This window comes from Variovorax sp. 770b2 (assembly GCF_900115685.1).
Classification (GTDB): Bacteria; Pseudomonadota; Gammaproteobacteria; order Burkholderiales; family Burkholderiaceae_C; genus Variovorax.
This window is the reverse complement of sequence record NZ_FOXJ01000001.1, coordinates 389191-405293: the sequence shown is the minus strand read 5'-3', so window position 1 is coordinate 405293 and position 16103 is coordinate 389191. Positions and strand designations below refer to the sequence as shown.

The 16103-nt window shown below is 68.1% G+C and carries 14 protein-coding genes; 4 read left to right on the top strand and 10 right to left on the bottom strand.

Translation table 11 applies throughout. The features are described 5' to 3' along the window. Positions 1–8 precede the first annotated feature (8 nt). Together BM133_RS01720 and pmbA are read right to left on the bottom strand one after the other, a co-directional pair. Positions 9–959 carry a helix-turn-helix domain-containing protein gene (locus tag BM133_RS01720; protein ID WP_093431208.1) on the bottom strand — a complete coding sequence of 317 codons (951 nt, stop codon included), beginning with the start codon at positions 957–959 and terminating at the stop codon, positions 9–11. A 61-nt stretch (positions 960–1020) separates the two neighbouring features. Next, positions 1021–2391: a metalloprotease PmbA gene (gene pmbA / locus BM133_RS01715; protein WP_093431207.1), complete on the bottom strand. Its 1371-nt coding sequence runs from the start codon at positions 2389–2391 to the stop codon at positions 1021–1023. Between the two features lie 108 nt (positions 2392–2499). On the opposite strand from pmbA, the gene yjgA reads away from it, so the two are divergent. Together yjgA and mog are read left to right on the top strand one after the other, a co-directional pair. After that, entirely contained in the window at positions 2500–3156 is a 657-nt protein-coding gene (yjgA, locus tag BM133_RS01710; RefSeq protein ID WP_093431205.1) for a ribosome biogenesis factor YjgA, read from the top strand. After that, entirely contained in the window at positions 3153–3746 is a 594-nt protein-coding gene (mog, locus tag BM133_RS01705) for a molybdopterin adenylyltransferase (protein WP_093431204.1), read from the top strand. Before yjgA ends, mog begins: the two co-directional genes overlap by 4 nt. 45 nt (positions 3747–3791) lie before the next feature. On the opposite strand, the gene BM133_RS01700 is transcribed toward mog, so the two are convergent. The 7 genes from BM133_RS01700 to BM133_RS01670 form a co-directional block, all read right to left on the bottom strand. After that, positions 3792–4199: a cupin domain-containing protein gene (locus BM133_RS01700; RefSeq protein WP_093431202.1), complete on the bottom strand. Its 408-nt coding sequence runs from the start codon at positions 4197–4199 to the stop codon at positions 3792–3794. A 67-nt stretch (positions 4200–4266) separates the two neighbouring features. Next, positions 4267–5022 carry an SDR family oxidoreductase gene (locus BM133_RS01695; protein WP_093431201.1) on the bottom strand — a complete coding sequence of 252 codons (756 nt, stop codon included), beginning with the start codon at positions 5020–5022 and terminating at the stop codon, positions 4267–4269. Between the two features lie 135 nt (positions 5023–5157). Further along, the gene (locus BM133_RS01690) at positions 5158–6075 is read right to left on the bottom strand and encodes a cation diffusion facilitator family transporter (RefSeq protein WP_093431199.1); all 918 of its coding nucleotides are present in this window, start codon (positions 6073–6075) and stop codon (positions 5158–5160) included. Beyond that, positions 6065–9307 (bottom strand): CusA/CzcA family heavy metal efflux RND transporter, encoded by a 3243-nt coding sequence (locus BM133_RS01685; RefSeq protein WP_093431198.1) that lies wholly within the window; start codon positions 9305–9307, stop codon positions 6065–6067. Before BM133_RS01685 ends, BM133_RS01690 begins: the two co-directional genes overlap by 11 nt. A gap of 9 nt (positions 9308–9316) precedes the next feature. Next, on the bottom strand, positions 9317–10705 hold the full coding sequence (locus BM133_RS01680; RefSeq protein ID WP_093431196.1) for an efflux RND transporter periplasmic adaptor subunit: 1389 nt from the start codon (positions 10703–10705) through the stop codon (positions 9317–9319). Positions 10706–10722: 17 nt separating this feature from the next. Beyond that, on the bottom strand, positions 10723–12069 hold the full coding sequence (locus BM133_RS01675) for a TolC family protein (protein ID WP_093431195.1): 1347 nt from the start codon (positions 12067–12069) through the stop codon (positions 10723–10725). Positions 12070–12164: 95 nt separating this feature from the next. Next, positions 12165–12539 (bottom strand): hypothetical protein, encoded by a 375-nt coding sequence (locus BM133_RS01670; RefSeq protein WP_093431193.1) that lies wholly within the window; start codon positions 12537–12539, stop codon positions 12165–12167. Positions 12540–12699: 160 nt separating this feature from the next. Between BM133_RS01670 and BM133_RS01665 the strand changes: the two genes are divergently transcribed. Both BM133_RS01665 and BM133_RS01660 read left to right on the top strand, forming a co-directional pair. Next, positions 12700–13377 (top strand): heavy metal response regulator transcription factor, encoded by a 678-nt coding sequence (locus BM133_RS01665; RefSeq protein ID WP_093431192.1) that lies wholly within the window; start codon positions 12700–12702, stop codon positions 13375–13377. A gap of 97 nt (positions 13378–13474) precedes the next feature. Next, positions 13475–14794: a heavy metal sensor histidine kinase gene (locus BM133_RS01660; protein WP_093434959.1), complete on the top strand. Its 1320-nt coding sequence runs from the start codon at positions 13475–13477 to the stop codon at positions 14792–14794. A 15-nt stretch (positions 14795–14809) separates the two neighbouring features. On the opposite strand, the gene BM133_RS01655 is transcribed toward BM133_RS01660, so the two are convergent. Next, the gene (locus BM133_RS01655; RefSeq protein ID WP_093431190.1) at positions 14810–16084 is read right to left on the bottom strand and encodes a cation:proton antiporter; all 1275 of its coding nucleotides are present in this window, start codon (positions 16082–16084) and stop codon (positions 14810–14812) included. Between the last annotated feature and the right edge of the window lie 19 nt (positions 16085–16103).

Genomic DNA, 16103 nt, shown 5'->3' with positions numbered 1-16103 from the left:
AGAAACGCTCAGGCCGTGGTGGCGAGCGGCGTGTTCTGCGCGGTGCGCAGGCCGAAGCGGTCCTGCGCCTGCTGACGGTAGGCCGAGGGCGTCATGCCCTTGAGCTGCAGGAAGCGCCGGTTGAAGTTCGCGAGATTCGCGAAGCCCACCTCATAGCAGATGTCGCTCACCAGCCGGTCGGAGGTCTGCAGCATCTCGCAGGCCTTCGTGATGCGAAGCCGTGTGACGAAATCGGTGAAGGTGCTGCCCATGTGCTTGTGGAAGTAGCGCGAGAAGCTGCTCTCGGCCATGTTGGCCACCGCGCACACGGCCGGCAGCGAGAGCTCTTCCGTGAGGTGCGCATCCAGGTAGTCGAGCACGCGGCGCATGCGGGTGTTGGCGCTCGGGTCGTCGTCCAGCGGCCCGGCTGCGCTGGATATCTGGCGCCAGTCTTCCCAGTTCGCAAGCTCGTGCAAGAGCCCGATGAATTCCGAAAGCCGGGCCATGCCCTCCTGGCCCTGCACGCGCCCGAAGCGCTCGCGCATCCGCTCGCTGATGCCGAAGAACTCGATGCCCAGCTTTGCGCGGTCCAGCATGGGCAGCACCGCCTCCAGCTCGGGAAACAGGCCCGAGGCCGTTCGCAGCGGCACGTCGCGAAAGTGGATCACCATGCTGCGGTCGGCAATGCCCTCGGGCGGCACGTCGTGCGAGATCCAGGTGTGCGGCAGCCGCCCGCCGACCAGGGCCACGTAGCCCGGCTCGAAGCGGCCGATGTGGTTGCCGACGTAGGCATCGCCGCTGCTGCGGTTGATGATCTGCAGCTCGTACTCGTCGTGGTAGTGCCAGCAATCGAACGGCCAGGGCACACCGTGCTGCAGGCAGCGCACCGAACTGCCGCCGGCGGGCTCGAAGCCCAGGCGCGGGTCGCGCATCAGCTCGTGTTCGAGCTCCGGCTTTCGCGCATTGTTGTATCTGCTCATGGCGTCTCCCTGATGTGATCGCGGGGTGCTTCCGAGCCTGCGCCGTTGCCGGCCGTGCCTGTCAGGCGCCGGCCACCTTCATTCGGTTGACCAGAATCGACCCCGTGGTCTTTGCACCGAAAGTGTAGGCATCGGCGCCGATGGCTTCAATGCCCATCAGCATGTCCTTCAGGTTGCCGGCGATGGTGATCTCCTGCACCGGGAAGGCGATCTTGCCCTTCTCGACCCAGAAGCCGCTGGCACCGCGCGAGTAGTCGCCGGTCACGTAGTTCACGCCCTGCCCCATCAGCTCGATCACGAAGAGGCCGGTGCCCAGCTTGGCGAGCATGGCGTCCAGGTCGTCGCCGTGCCGGGTGAGGCGCGAGCTCAGCGTCAGGTTGTGCGAGCCGCCGGCGTTGCCGGTGGTCTTCATGCCCAGCTTGCGGGCCGAGTAGGTGGAGAGAAAGTAGCCCTCCAGCCGCCCCGCATCGACCACCTTGCGGGCGCGCGTGGTGACGCCCTCGTCGTCGAAGGGCGAGCTGCCCTTGCCGCGCATCACATGCGGGTCTTCGGCCACGTCCAGGTGCTTGGGCAGCACGGGCTTCCCGAGCGAATCGAGCAGGAACGTGCTCTTGCGATACAGCGCCCCGCCGCTCACGGCCTGCACCAGCCCGCCCAAGAGGCCCACGGCCAGCGGCGACTCGAACAGCACCGGGCATTCGGTGGTCTTGATCTTGCGCGACTTCAGGCGGCTCAAGGCCCGTTCGGCGGCGTAGCGGCCCACGGCCTCAGGGCTCGCGAGTTCGTCGGCCGCGCGCATGGAGCTGTACCAGGCGTCGCGCTGCATGCCGTCGCCCTTGCCGGCGATGGGGGCGACCGAAATCGAATGCCGCGAGCTGGCATAGCCGCCGCGAAAACCGTGCGTGTGCGCGCTGAAGAAGTGGCTCTGCTGGGCCGAGACGCCCGCGCCTTCGCTGTTGGTGATGCGCTTGTCGGTCGACAGGGCTGCCGCTTCGCACTCCAGCGCCAGCTTGGCGGCCTGTTCGCTGGTCACGTCCCAGGGATGGAACAGGTCGAGCTCGGGGTGTTCCTTGGCGATGTCTGCCTCGTCGGGCAGGCCGCTGACCGGGTCTTCGGCGGTGAAGCGGGCGATGTCGTAGGCGGCCTGCACGGTCTGCTTGATCGCGCCCTCGGAGAAGTCGGAGGTGCTGGCGTTGCCGCGGCGGTGGCCCACGTAGACCGTGATGCCCAGCGACTTGTCGCGATTGCGCTCGACGTTCTCGAGTTCGCCCTTGCGGACCGAGACACTGAGGCCGCAGCCCTCGGAGGCCTCGGCGCCGGCATCGGTGGCCCCGAGCTTCTTGGCGTGGGCCAGGGCCGTATCGACCAGGTTTTCGAAGTAGGAGCGGCTGTAGGCGAAGCCGGAATCGGCGCGCGAGGAGGATGTCGTCATGTGGTGGCTATGATACTTGCGCCCCCCAATTCCCCGTTTTCCCACTGTCTCCCCACGGTCTGTTGCGCACATTGCAACGCCGCACGGTGCGGCCCAGAATCCACCCACATGTCCCGCAAACCCAAAAAAGGCTATTTCGTCCGTGGCCAGTTCGTCGCCGAAGGCAGCGAACTCGACCTGGAGCTCAAGCGTGAGCTCAAGGGCACCGACGAATCCAGCCGCACCGATCTCAAGCGCGAAAGCGACGAACTGCAAAAGCTCGGCACCGAACTGCTAGGCCTGCGCGCCGCCCTTTTCGATGCGCTCCAGCTGGACGAAAAACTGGTCGACGCCGTCGCCGAAGCCAAGCGCATCACCAACTTCGAGGGAAAGCGCCGCCAGATGCAGTTCATCGGCAAGCTGATGCGCAAGCTCGAACCCGACGTGCTGGAGGCCGTGAAGCTCGCGCTGACCGAGCAGAACAGCACGCCGGCCGCCGAAACCGCCGCCCTGCACGAGGCCGAACGCTGGCGCGACCGGCTGATCGCCGACGACGATGCCCTGGGCGGCTGGATCGAAACCCACCCCGCCACCGACGCCCAGCAGATGCGCGCCCTGGTGCGCCAGGCCCGCAAGGACATGAAGACCGGGCCCGCGGGCGAGGCGCCCCGCCAGGGCAAGGCCTACCGCGAGATCTTCCAGCTGGTGCGCGAGCAACTGGCCGTGCATGGCGGCGACGACCACGCGGCGGCCGCCGCCGCGCAGGACCGGGAAGAGGACGCATGAGTTCGCCGTTCGACCCGGTACGCATCGGCATCGTCTCCGTCAGCGACCGCGCCTCCAGCGGCACCTATGAAGACAAGGGCCTGCCCGCGCTGAAGGAATGGCTGGGCCGGGCACTGAAGAACCCGATCGCATTCGAGCCCCGGCTGATTCCCGACGAAACCGCCCTGATCAGCGCCACGCTGATCGAACTGGTCGACGCCGGCTGCTCGCTGGTGCTCACCACCGGGGGCACCGGCCCGGCCCTGCGGGACGTGACGCCCGAGGCCACCCTGGCCGTCGCGCACAAGGAAATGCCGGGCTTCGGGGAGCAGATGCGCCAGATCAGCCTGCGCTTCGTGCCGACCGCGATCCTCTCGCGGCAGGTGGCGGTGATCCGCGACAAGAGCCTGATCGTCAATCTGCCGGGGCAGCCGAAGTCGATTGCCGAAACGCTCGAAGGCCTGAAGGACACCGAGGGCGTGCAGGTCGTGCCGGGCATCTTCGCGGCGGTGCCCTATTGCATCGACCTGATCGGCGGGCCGTACCTGGAGACCGACGACGCGGTCTGCAAGGCCTTCAGGCCCAAGTCGGCGATCCGGCCGGCGCGCTGAGCGCCTGCCTGTCCCCCCGCTCATGGCGCCATGCGGCGCCAAGCGTCACTTGACCAGCGTCAGCAACGGCGCGCCCTTGTCCTTGACCATCGTCACCAGGAACTTCGCGGGCTTGGTCTTGCTGGCGTTGCGGCCGACCGTGTGGATGTCGCCCGGGCCTTCGTAGAAGGTCTGGCCCGGGGTCAGCGTGACCTCCTTGCCGCCCTTCACGCCCATCACGATCGATCCTTCGAGCACGTAGATGAAGGCATGGGCATCGTGGCGGTGGACCGGATCGACCGAGCCCGGCGGAAAGTCGACGATGAACGAGATCGCCTCCTTGCCGGGCATGTCCGCCAGGTCCTTGGTCATGAGGACGGTTGCGGCGGCTTCGGGGGCCGCCAGGGCGGGCATCGCAGCGAACATGCCGAGTGCGAGGCCGAGGGAGATGCAGGTCTTCTGGAATCGGGTCATGGGTTGTCTTTCCGGCCCGCACCGCGGGCCTTGAACGAATTGAATGGACAGGCGGGTCGCCGGCGGTTCATCGGGCCTGCGCGCGCTGCGCAAGCCAGTCCTCGAAGCGGGTCGCCCCGAGGCGCGGCGCGGTGCCGGGCGTCAGCGAGCGGTCGTCCAGGTGCACACCGAAGTAGCTCGCCTGGGCATCGGTGACGACCGGCCGTTTGTCGCCAGTCGCCGCGAACAGGCGGCGCACCAGCGCGTCCAGCGGCAACGCCTCGGGCCCCGCGATCTCGATGCGCCCTTTTGCGGGCGGCTCGGCCACCACCACGGCCAGCGCGGCGGCGACGTCGTCCGCCGCCATCGGCTGGATCAGCGCGTTCGACAGCCGCACCTCGCCGCCCTTCACGCTCCCGTCGGCGATGCCGGCCACGAACTCGAAGAACTGGGTGGCCTGCACGATGGTCCAGGGCACGGGCGAGGCCTCGATCAGCTCTTCCTGGCGTTGCTTGGCGCGGAAGTACCCGCTGGCCAGCAGGCGATCGGTACCGACCACCGACAGCGCGACGTGGTGCGCCACGCCGGCCTCTGCCTCGGCCGCCAGCAGGTTGCGGCCCGCGGTGTCGAAGAAATGGAGCGCCGCCTCGTCCTCGAACGAAGGCGAATTCGCCACGTCGACGACGACTTGCGCACCTGCCAACGCCTCCTTCAGGCCTTCGCCGGTGAGGGTGTTGACGCCCGTGGAGGGCGAGGCCGCGATGACCTCGTGGCCCGCCTCGCGCAGACGCGGGGCGAGCTTGGAGCCGATGAGGCCAGAGCCTCCGATGATGACGATCTTCATGGTCGATTCCTCGGTAAAGGGAAAAGGGGGTCAAAAAGGTACGCCCCCGTGGGCGTCCATGCGAGGAAGACGTCCAGTGGGGGGCGTTTGTGACACCGGGATCGAAAAATCCCGAAATCGACCCGATCCGGTCGGCTAGGCGGCCGTTCCTGCAGGCCCGAACCCGTGACTCTCGGCGACCTGCTCGCACGGCACCCGCTCGACCTGCACGGTCGAATGGTGGATATCGAAGCGTTCCGCCAGCAAGGCGCGCAGTTGCAGCATCAGCGGCGCCATGTCGCCCACCTCCGGCGTGCACACCACGTGCACGCTCAGGCTCACCTTGCCGCTGGAGAGCGCCCACACATGCAGGTCGTGCAGGCTCGCGACGCCCTCGCTGCCCCGCAGCGCAGCTTCGACAGCAGGCAGGTCCACCTCGTCGGGCACGCCTTCGAGCAGCACATTCAGGCTCTCGCGCAACAGCCGCCACGTGCGCGGCAGCACCCACAGCCCGATGGCCACGGCGATCACCGAATCGACCCACGCCCATCCGGTGAAGCGGATCACCAGCGCGCCGGCGATCACGCCGATCGAGCCCAGCATGTCCGCCCACACCTCCAGGTACGCGCCCTTCACGTTCAGGCTCTTGTCCTTGCCTGACGAAAGCAGCCGCATGCCGACGAGGTTGACGGCCAGCCCACCCACGGCCACCAGCAGCATCATGGTCGACTGGATCTCGGCCGGGGCCGAGATGCGCCTGTATGCCTCGTACAGGACGTAGATCGCCACGAAGAACAGCAGCACCGCATTGAGCACGGCCGCAAGGATCTCGAAGCGGTAGTAGCCGAAGGTGCGCCGCTTGTCCGCGGGCCGCTTGCCGATCCAGATGGCCGCCAGCGAGATCGCGAGCGCCACCGTGTCGGTGAACATGTGGGCCGCGTCCGAGAGCAGCGCGAGGCTCCCCGACACCAGCCCGCCCACCACCTCGGCCACGAGGTAGAGCGAAGTCAGCAGCAAGGCCCAGCGCAGCGCGCGCTCGTTGCCGCCCACCGCGTGGGCATGGTCATGTGCCATGGGGCATCGCTCCTTGAGTTCCCTGAGAACCTTGAGAAGGATCGAGCGGCGTGCCGTGCTGCCGCTCGCGCACTTCTTCCAGCGCCTCGTCTTCGTCGCGGCGGTGGGCGATGCGATAGAGCAGCGGCAGCACCAGCAACGTCAGCGCGGTCGAGGACAGGATACCGCCGATCACCACCGTCGCCAGCGGCCGCTGCACCTCGGCACCGGTGCCGGTGGCGATCGCCATCGGCACGAAGCCCAGCGACGCCACCAGCGCCGTCATCAGCACCGGCCGCAGCCGGGTGAGCGCGCCTTCGCGGATGGCCTCGTCCAGCGGCAGCCCGCCTTCCCGCAGGTTGCGGATGAACGAGATCATCACCAGCCCGTTGAGCACCGCCACGCCCGAGAGCGCGATGAAGCCCACCGCCGCCGAGATCGACAGCGGGATGCCGCGCATCCACAGCGCCACGATGCCGCCGGTGAGCGCGAACGGGATGCCGGTGAACACCAGGAGGCCGTCCTTCAGGTTGCCGAACATCGCGAAGAGGAGCGTGAACACCAGCAGCAGCGACACCGGCACCACCACCTGCAGGCGCTGCGTGGCCGAGGCGAGGTTCTCGTACTGGCCGCCCCACTCGGTCCAGTAGCCGGTGGGAATGGTCACCTTGCGCATCGCTTCCTCGGCCTCGGCCACGAAGGAGCCCAGGTCGCGGCCGCGCACGTTGGCACTCACCACGATGCGGCGCTTGCCGTTCTCGCGGCTCACCTGGTTCGGCCCCGGCGCGAGCTCCAGCGTGGCGACTTCGCCGAGCGGGATGAAGCTGGTGCGCAACCCCTCGCCGCCCGCGCCCTTGGGCAGCGCGACCGGCAGCCGCTTGATCGCCTCCAGGTCGGTGCGCAGGTTCTCGGGCAGGCGCACGAGGATGTCGAAGCGCCGGTCGCCGTCGAACAGCGTGCCCGCCTCGCGCCCGCCGACCGCGATGGAAATCGCGTCCTGCACGTCGCCCACGTTCAGGCCGTAGCGCGCGGTCTTCTGGCGGTCGATGTTCACCGTGAGCATCGGCAGGCCCGTGGTCTGCTCGACCTTCACCTCGGCCGCACCGGGAATCTTGCCCAGGGTCTGCGATACCTCGGCGGCGGTCTTGTTCAGCACGTCCATGTCGTCGCCGAAGATCTTCACCGCCACGTCGCTGCGCACGCCCGAGATGAGCTCGTTGAAGCGCAGCTGGATCGGTTGGGAAAACTCGTAGTTGTTGCCCGGCAGCTTCTCGACCTCTTCCTGCACCGCCGTCAACAACTCGGCGCGCGTGCGGCGCGGCGTGGGCCACTCGCTCTCGGGCTTGAGCATGATGTAGCCGTCGGAAATGTTCGGCGGCATCGGGTCCGAGGCGATCTCGGCCGTGCCGGTGCGCGCGAACACGCGCTCGATCTCGGGAAACTTCGCCTTCAGCGTGCGTTCGAGCTGCTTTTGCATCTCGACCGATTGCGTGAGGCTGGTGCCCGGAATGCGCAGCGCCTGGATCGCGAAGTCGCCCTCGCTCAAGCTGGGCACGAACTCCGTGCCCAGCCGGGTGGCCAAGAGGCCCGAGAGCAGCACCGCCACCACGGCCGTGGTGATGACCAGCGGCTTGGCCGTCATCACGCGCGCCAGCAGGGGTTCATAACCGCGCTTGGCCCACACCATCAGCCGGTTCTCCTTCTCGCTGACCTTGTTGCCGATGAAAAGCGCCACCGCGGCGGGAATGAAGGTGATCGACAGGATCATCGCGCCCACCAGCGCAATCACCACGGTGAAGGCCATCGGGTGGAAGAGCTTGCCCTCCACGCCCGTGAGCGCAAAGATCGGCAGGTACACGATCATGATGATGAGCTGCCCGAACAGCAGCGGACGCCGCGCCTCCTGCGAAGCGGCGAACACTTCATGGAAGCGCTCGCTGCGCGTGAGCGGCCGGCCGTGTTTCGCCTGCGCATGGGCGAGCCTTCGCACGCAGTTCTCCACGATCACCACCGCCCCGTCGATGATGATCCCGAAGTCCAGCGCGCCCAGGCTCATGAGGTTGGCGCTGACCTTCTGGTTCACCATGCCGGTGAAGGTGAAGAGCATCGACAGCGGAATCACCAGCGCGGTGATCAGCGCCGCGCGGATGTTGCCGAGAAACAGGAACAGGATCGCGATCACCAGCACCGCGCCCTCCAGGAGGTTCTTCTTCACCGTGGCGATGGCCTTGTCGACCAGCACCGTGCGGTCGTACACGGTGACGGCCTTCACGCCCGCGGGCAGCGTGCGGTTGACCTCCTGCATCTTCTTGTCGACGGCCTGCGACACGGTGCGGCTGTTCTCGCCGATCAGCATGAAGACGGTGCCCAGCACCACCTCGCGGCCGTTGTCGGTGGCGGCGCCGGTGCGCAGCTCCTGGCCGATGCCGACCTCGGCCACGTCCTGCACGCGCAGCGGAATGCCGCCCGCACCGTTGTTCGGATTTGCAAGGATCACGTTGCCGATGTCCTCCACCGACTTCACCTGCCCCGGCGCGCGGATGAGGTACTGCTCGCCGCGCTTCTCGATGTAGCCCGCGCCCACGTTCGCGTTGTTGCGCTCCAGCGCGATGACCAGGTCGGTCATCGTGAGGCCGTGCGCCAGGAGCTTCGCGGGGTCGGGCGCGATCTGGTATTCCTTGTCGTAGCCGCCGATGGAGTTGATCTCGGTCACGCCCTTCACGTTGCGCAGCTGCGGCTTGATGATCCAGTCTTGGATTTCGCGCAGGTCCGTGGGCGTATAGGGCTTGCCGTCGGGCTTCTTCGCGCCCTCTTGCGCCTCGACGGTCCAGAGGTAGATCTCGCCCAGGCCCGTCGAGATCGGCCCGATCACCGGCGAGATGCCGCCGGGCATGCGCTCGCGCGCCGACTGGATGCGCTCGTTCACCAGTTGCCGTGCGAAGTAGATGTCGGTGCCGTCCTGGAAGATCACCGTCACCTGCGAGAGGCCGTAGCGCGAGAGCGAGCGGGTCTGCTGCAGGCCCGGCAGGCCCGCCATCACCGTCTCGATGGGGTAGGTCACGCGCTGCTCGGCTTCGAGCGGCGAATAGCCGGGGGCGGCGGTGTTGATCTGCACCTGCACGTTGGTGATGTCGGGCACCGCGTCGATGGGCAGCTTCTGGTAGCTGAAGACGCCGAGCGCGGCCATGCCGAGCACGGCGAGCAGCACCAGCCAGCGCTGCGCGATGGAGAACCCGATGATTCGTTCGAACATGCGGCGTCCTCAGTGGGTGTGCGTGGCAGAGCTCTTGCCCTGCTGCGACTTCACGACGAAGCTGCCGCTGGCCGCATAGGGCGCGCCGGGCTTCAGGCCGCCCACGATCTCGATGCGCTGGCCGTCGCTGCGGCCGGTCTGCACGTGCTGCGGCATGAAGCCGCCGGGCACCTTCAGAAAGACGGTGGGCTTCTCCTCCACGGTCTGCACCGCATCGGCGGCCACCGTGACGGGCGCGTCCGCCTCGGACGCCACCAGCTCCACGCTCACGAACAGGCCCGGGCGCCACACGCGCTGCGGGTTGGTGAGCGTGACGCGTGCCGTGGCCGTGCGCGTCTGCGCCCCGATGAGCGAACCCACGTACGACACGGTGCCGCTCGCGGTCTGGTCGAACGCGCTCGAGCGGATGGTCACCGGCTCGCCGATGCGCACCAGGTTCAGGTTGTTGGCCGCCACGCTGATCTCGGCCCACACGGTCGAGAGGTCGGAGATGGTGAACACGTTGACGGCCTCGCCCACCGATTCGCCCAGCGAGATGTGCTTCTCGACCACCATGCCGTCGAAGGGCGCGCGCAGCTCGTAGCGGCCGAGCGCGGCGGAGCCCGGCGTGGCGCCCAGCGCCAGCAGCTTCTGGTTGGCATTGGCCACGGCGATCTGCGCCTCCTGCATGGCCTGCTGGGCCTGCAGGTAGTCCTGCTGGGGCGAGATCTTTTCTTCCCACAGCTTCTTCTCGCGCTCGTAGGTGGTGCGCGCCAGTTCGAGCCGCCGCTGCGCCGATTGCAGCGCGCTGCGCTGCTCCGAGAGCCCCGGGCTGGAGAGCACCGCGAGCACCTGCCCGCGCTTGACCTCCTGGCCCAGGTTGGCCGACACGCTGTCGACCACGCCCGCCACGCGCGGCACCACGTGGGCCGTGCGGTCTTCGTTGAACTTGATCTCGCCGGGCAACTGCAGCGAGGTCTTGATGCGTGCGGGGCCGGCGCTTTCGATGGCCATGCCGGCGGCCTTGACCTGCTCGTCGGTGAAGGCGATCTTTTCTTCGTCTTCCTTGTGCGCCTTCGATTCGGCCTTCGCCTTCGCTTCTCCGGGAGCGCCCTTCTCCCCGGCTTCCTTGGCTTCCTTGGACTCCTCTTCGTGGTGCTCCTTGTCGCCATGGCCCTTGGCCTCTTCATGACCGTGGTCATGGCCATGGTCCTTGCCTTCGGCCTTTCCTTCTTCGTGGTGCTCGCCGTCGGCATGCCCTTCGGCTTCCGAATGGCCGGCCGCCTCGGGCTTGGCCGGCGCGGTGCGCAGGATGAGTGCGCCCGCCGCGAGGCCCACGACCAGCACGGCCACGATGGCCGTCCACTGCTTCTTGCCGATGCGCTCGACGAAGGTCTTGCGTTCTTCTTGCGTGTTCATGATCTGTGGAGTCCTTGTCAGCGCACGACGGGCGTCGCGTGCAGGGTTTCTTCGCCATCGGTGCCGAGCAGGCGGTCGAGCTCGCCGGCCGCGCGGTGCGCATCGGCCAGCGCGACGAGGTAGTGGTTCCGCACCTGGAACAGCGTGCGCTGCGCATCGAGCGCTTCGAGAAAACTGAACTTGCCCAACTCGAAGCCCTTGGTCGCGGCCTTGTAGGCGGTCTCGGCGCCGGGGAGTGCATCGCGCTGCAGCGTCTCTGCGGTGGCGCGCGCCGAGCGCAGGCGCTCGGTGGCCTGCGCCACGTCGGCGCCCAGTTGCAGCTCGGCGGCGGCGAGGTCGTCGCGTGCTTTCTCCTCGCGGCTCAATGCCTCGGCGAGGTTGCCGCGGTTGGTGTCGAAGATCGGCAGCGGCACCGAGAAGCCGACGACGACCTGGTTGCGGCGGCTGCTCGCGCTTTCGGTGTCGGTGGACGCCGGCACGCGCTTGGCGCCGAGCGAGACGGTGATGTCGGGGATGCGCTTGGCCTGCTCCAGGCTGGAGAGCGCCTCGCGCCGCTCGACCTCGAGCCGCGCCTGCCGCAGCACGGGCGCCGCGAAGAGCCGGCCTTCCACGTCCTGCGCCGAGGCGAGCGTGGGCAACTGATCAACCGCGCCCTCCACCTGCGTGAAGCGCGGTGCCGGGTTGCCCCACAGCGCGGCGAGTTGCTGGCGAGCCGAGCGCAGCGTGCCCTCGGCCTGCAGCAGTTCGACGCGCACGCCCGCCTCGGCCACGCGCGCGCGGGTTTCCTCCAGCGGCGAGACCTTGCCGGCCGTGACGCGGTTCACGGCCGCCTTCGTCGCGACCTGCGCGAGGCCGACGGAATCCTGCGCGAGCCGCAGGCGCTCCTGTGCGGTCAGCACCTCGAAGAACAGCGTGACGGCCGAAGCCCGCAGTTCCGAGCGGCGTGCGACGAGCGCCGACGCGGCCTGGTCGCGCGCACGCTCTGCCGCCGTCACGCGGGCCGCGCGCTTGCCGCCCAGCTCGATGGGCTGGCTCAACTGCAGCGTGGTGGTGCGGTTGTCGCGGCGCAGGTCTTCCAGCTGCGCGCCGAGCACCGGGTTGGGCCAGGCGCCGGCCTGCACGACGGCGCCCTCGGTGGCCTCCTGCTCCCGCGACGCAGCGGACAGGCTGGGGTTGGACTGCAGCACCATCGCGACGGCGCCGCGAAGGGTCAGCGGGCCTGCGGGCTCCAGCGTCCTGGCGGCCGGTCGGGATGAGGATGACAGAGGGCTGGCAGCCGCCTGCGACTGCGGGGGCTGCTGCTGTGAATAGGCCGGGGGCACCGCCAAGGCCAATACGGCCAGCGGCACGAAGAGCGTGCGCATCGAATTCTCCTGGGTTGCAAAACAACGGACGGACGAATTCGGCGAGAGCTCAGCTGATGAAAAGGATCAGTGGTGGGTGGTGTTCTCTCGCCGAATCAGAGGGCGAGAGACCGTGCGGGGCGCACGGGGACTTCGGAGACATGAGAAACGAAACGCTCTTCCGATCGGGCGTGCAGCACCTGGGGCAACTGCGGTGCATCGGCCGCATCGCCGACCGCCACGTTCACATGCTGCGCGCAACCGCAGTGGCTCACGATGCAGTGGCCGACCGCGCCGTTGGGCTGCGTGGTGGAGTTCTTCTTGGCGCCGTCGCCGGTGTGCGTGCGATCGGTGCCGCGGGCATCCTCCTCGTGATGGCCCCAGTGCCCGGGCTGCGTATCGCGCTCGTGCTCGCAATACGCCGCCGACGCCGCCCAGCTGAGCTGGAACGGAAGCAGGAGCAGCAGAAAGATGAGGAGCCAGCGACGCATGGGCCAAAAAGTATATCGACGGGGGTGAAGTCCACATCCCGCAAAGGCCCTGCGGTTCGAGGGCCCGGCGCAATGTATGACGCGAGGCTGGGGCTTTGTCTGTCAATAGGATTACTAAATCGTAACCAGTGTTTTGAGAGGTATTGGGTACGATCCGACGATGCGAATTCTTGTCATCGAAGACGAGCCCAAACTGGGCGATTACCTGAAAAAAGGGCTGGAGGAAAACGGATATGTGGTCGACATAGCCCGCGACGGCATCGAAGGCCGTTACCTCGCCACCGAGGGAGACTACGCGCTGGTACTGCTCGACGTGATGCTGCCCGGCATCGACGGATTCGCCGTGCTGCAGGCCATACGCCGCACGAAGAACGTGCCCGTGCTGGTGCTCACCGCGCGCGACAAGGTCGAGGACCGCGTGCAGGGCCTGCAGCAGGGCGCGGACGACTACCTGGTCAAGCCCTTCTCTTTCTCCGAGCTGCTGGCGCGCGTGCAGGCGCTGCTGCGGCGTGGCAAGGCGCAAGACTCCACGGTGCTGCGCCTGGCCGACCTGGAGCTGGACATGGCCAGCCGCAAGGTGTTTCGCAACCGTGCGCGGCTGGACCTCACGGCCAAGGAGTTCACGCTGCTCGTGGTGCTGCTGCGCCGGCGCGGCCAGATCCTTTCCCGCACCACGCTCGCCGAGCAGGTGTGGGACATGAACTTCGACAGCGACACCAACGTGGTGGAAGTGGCCATCCGGCGCCTGCGCAGCAAGATCGACGATCCGTTCGAGGTGAAGCTGCTGCACACCGTGCGCGGCATGGGCTACGTGCTGGAAGACCGTTCCTGGGCATGAACCCGCCCCCAGGCTTGCCCGCTTCGTGGGGCCGCCCACGCCCTTGCGGAGGGCGATGCCCGCGGCACGGCAAAGCCGGTTCCGCGGCATTTTCGCGATGAGTCCGCCGAACTCGATCCAGCGCCGGCTCTCGCTCTGGTTCGCCGCGCAGACACTGTTCGGGCTCAGCGTGATCTGCCTGGCCATCTACCTCGTGACGGCCTGGAACTTCGGCCAGAAGCAGGAGGACGAACTCGCCCAGAAGGCGGTGCTGGTGCAGCACCTGCTCAAGGAGGCCGAGAAAGGCGGCGACCTCGTCTTCCTCAGGCACAAGCTGGACGACTTCTTCTCGATGCAGGACGACGTGAGCCTGTCGATCTCGCATGCGGGCCAGCCGCTGTTTCAGTCGCGGCCCACGGCGGGCGGGCGCTGGATGCGGCGCGATCTCACGGTGCCCTGGCAGCAAGGCGGACCCGCAACCCAGTTGCAGGTGCAGCTGGGCGTGAACGTGGCGCAGGAAGCGCGGCTGCTCGAGCGGCTCGCATGGACGCTGCTCGGTGCCGTGGTGCTGGGCACCGCGCTGGTGTCGCTCACGGGCATGTGGCTGGTGCGGCGCGGCCTGCGTCCGCTGAAGGCGCTGGCCGAACGGACCGCGGCCATGGCGCCCGACAAGGCCAACCAGCCGATCGATGCGCTGGCCTTCGCCGAAGAGCTGCGCCCGTGGATCACGCAGTTCAACGCACTGCTGCTGCGGGTGCAGCGCGCCTATGTGCAGCTCGAATCCTTCAACGCCGACGTGGCGCACGAGCTGCGCACGCCGCTCGCGAACCTGATCGGCTCTACCGAACTCGCGCTCACGCGGCAACGCTCGAACGAAGAGCTGCAGGGCGTGCTGACATCCAATCTCGAGGAGATCGGCCGCCTCTCGGGCATCGTCACCGACATGCTGTTTCTCTCGAAGGCCGACCGCGGCACCCCCACGCGCTCGCGTGCCGTCGTGAGCCTGGCGGCGCAGGCGCGCGACGTGATCGACTTCTACGATGCGATGCTCGACGAGGCGGGGCTGAAGGCCGAGGTCACCGGCGATGCGATGGCCGACGTGGACGCTTCGCTCGTTCGCCGCGCGCTCTCCAACCTGCTGGGCAACGCGATCCGCTTTGCCGCGCCGGCTTCGGCCATCGGGATCGAACTGAGGGAGGAGCGCGACGAGTTCATCCTCTCGGTCGTGAACCGCGGGGCGCCGATCGATCAGGCCGCGCTCCCTCGCCTCTTCGAGCGCTTCTACCGCGCCGCGCAGGCGCGCGACGGATCGACGCGGCACCACGGGCTGGGGCTTGCCATCGTCGAGGCCATCGCGCGCATGCACGGCGGGCGCGTGTTCGCGTCGAGCGAGGGCGGTGCAACGCGCATCGGCTTCACCGTGCGCCGCAACGGCTGAAGCAGCGCCTCGCGTTCAGGGCTTGGCGTGCACCTGGGCTTCGGCCGGTGCCGCCGCGTCGGTGGCGGGCTTCGTCTTGCGGCCGACGCACAGCGTCATCAGCGGCCCGGTCATCGCGGTGGTGGCGAGCGCCATCACCAGCAACATCGTGAAGAGCTCGGGGCCGATCAGGCCCACGTCGAAGCCGATCTTGATGACGATCAGCTCCATCAGCCCGCGCGCATTCATCAGCGAGCCGGTGGCCATGCTGTCGCGCCAGCTGTAGCCGGCCATGCGCGCACCGGCCGCGCCGCCGGCGATCTTGCCGACGGTGGCCACGCCGATGATCAGCAGCATCGCGCCCAGGCTCGTGCCGGTGAAGGCGCTGGCGGTGGTGCCCAGCCCGGCGAGCGCAAAGAAGAGCGGCATCAGCACCACGATGGAGAGGGGCTCGATGCGCTCGCTGAGAGAGCGCAGCAGGCGGTCGTCGCGCGGCAGGCAGGCGCCGAACAGGAAGGCGCCGAACACCGCATGCAGGTGCAGCCATTCGGTGAGCAGCGCGGTAAGCAGCAGGCCGATCATCAGCGAGGCCATCACCGTGGTCGAGGGCTCGCCGTCGGGCGCCTTCACGCGCAGCAGCCAGGCGAAGGCCGGCTTCAGGCCGAAGAACAGGAAGGCCAGCATCACCACCACGCCGACCGTGATCTTGACCAGGCCCGCATAGCCCTCGCCCGCGCCCACCAGGGCCACCACGAAGGCCAGCAGGATCCAGGCGAACACGTCGACCACGGCCGCGGCGCTGAGCGACAGCTGGCCGAAGGAGGTGCGCGTCATGCCGCGGTCCTTCAGGATGCGCGCCATGACGGGAAAGGCGGTGATGGACAGCGCCGCCGCCATGAAGAGCGCAAACGGCCAGAACGCCACGCCGGCCGGCGCGAGCGTGGGGTACAGCGTCGGCGAGATCGCCAGGCCCAGCGCCAGCGGCACGATCACGCTGAGCACGCCCACGGCGCCCGCCGCCTTGAGCTGGGAGCGCATGTTCTGCGAGGACCGCAGTTCCAGCCCGACGACGAACATGAACAGCACCAGGCCCACGGTCGAGAGCGAAGACAGGCCTTGCAGCAGATCCTTGGCGAACAGCTGCGCATGCAGCGAGGGAAAGAGCGCGCCCATCACCGCCGGCCCGAGCATCAGGCCCGCGGCCATTTCGCCCACCACGCTGGGCTGGCCCAGGTAGCGAAGCACCCAGCCGCAGACGCGCGCGGTGGTGAGGATGACGACGAGTTGCAGCAGCAGGGTGGTGACGGACATCGGAGATCGGGGCGCGAAA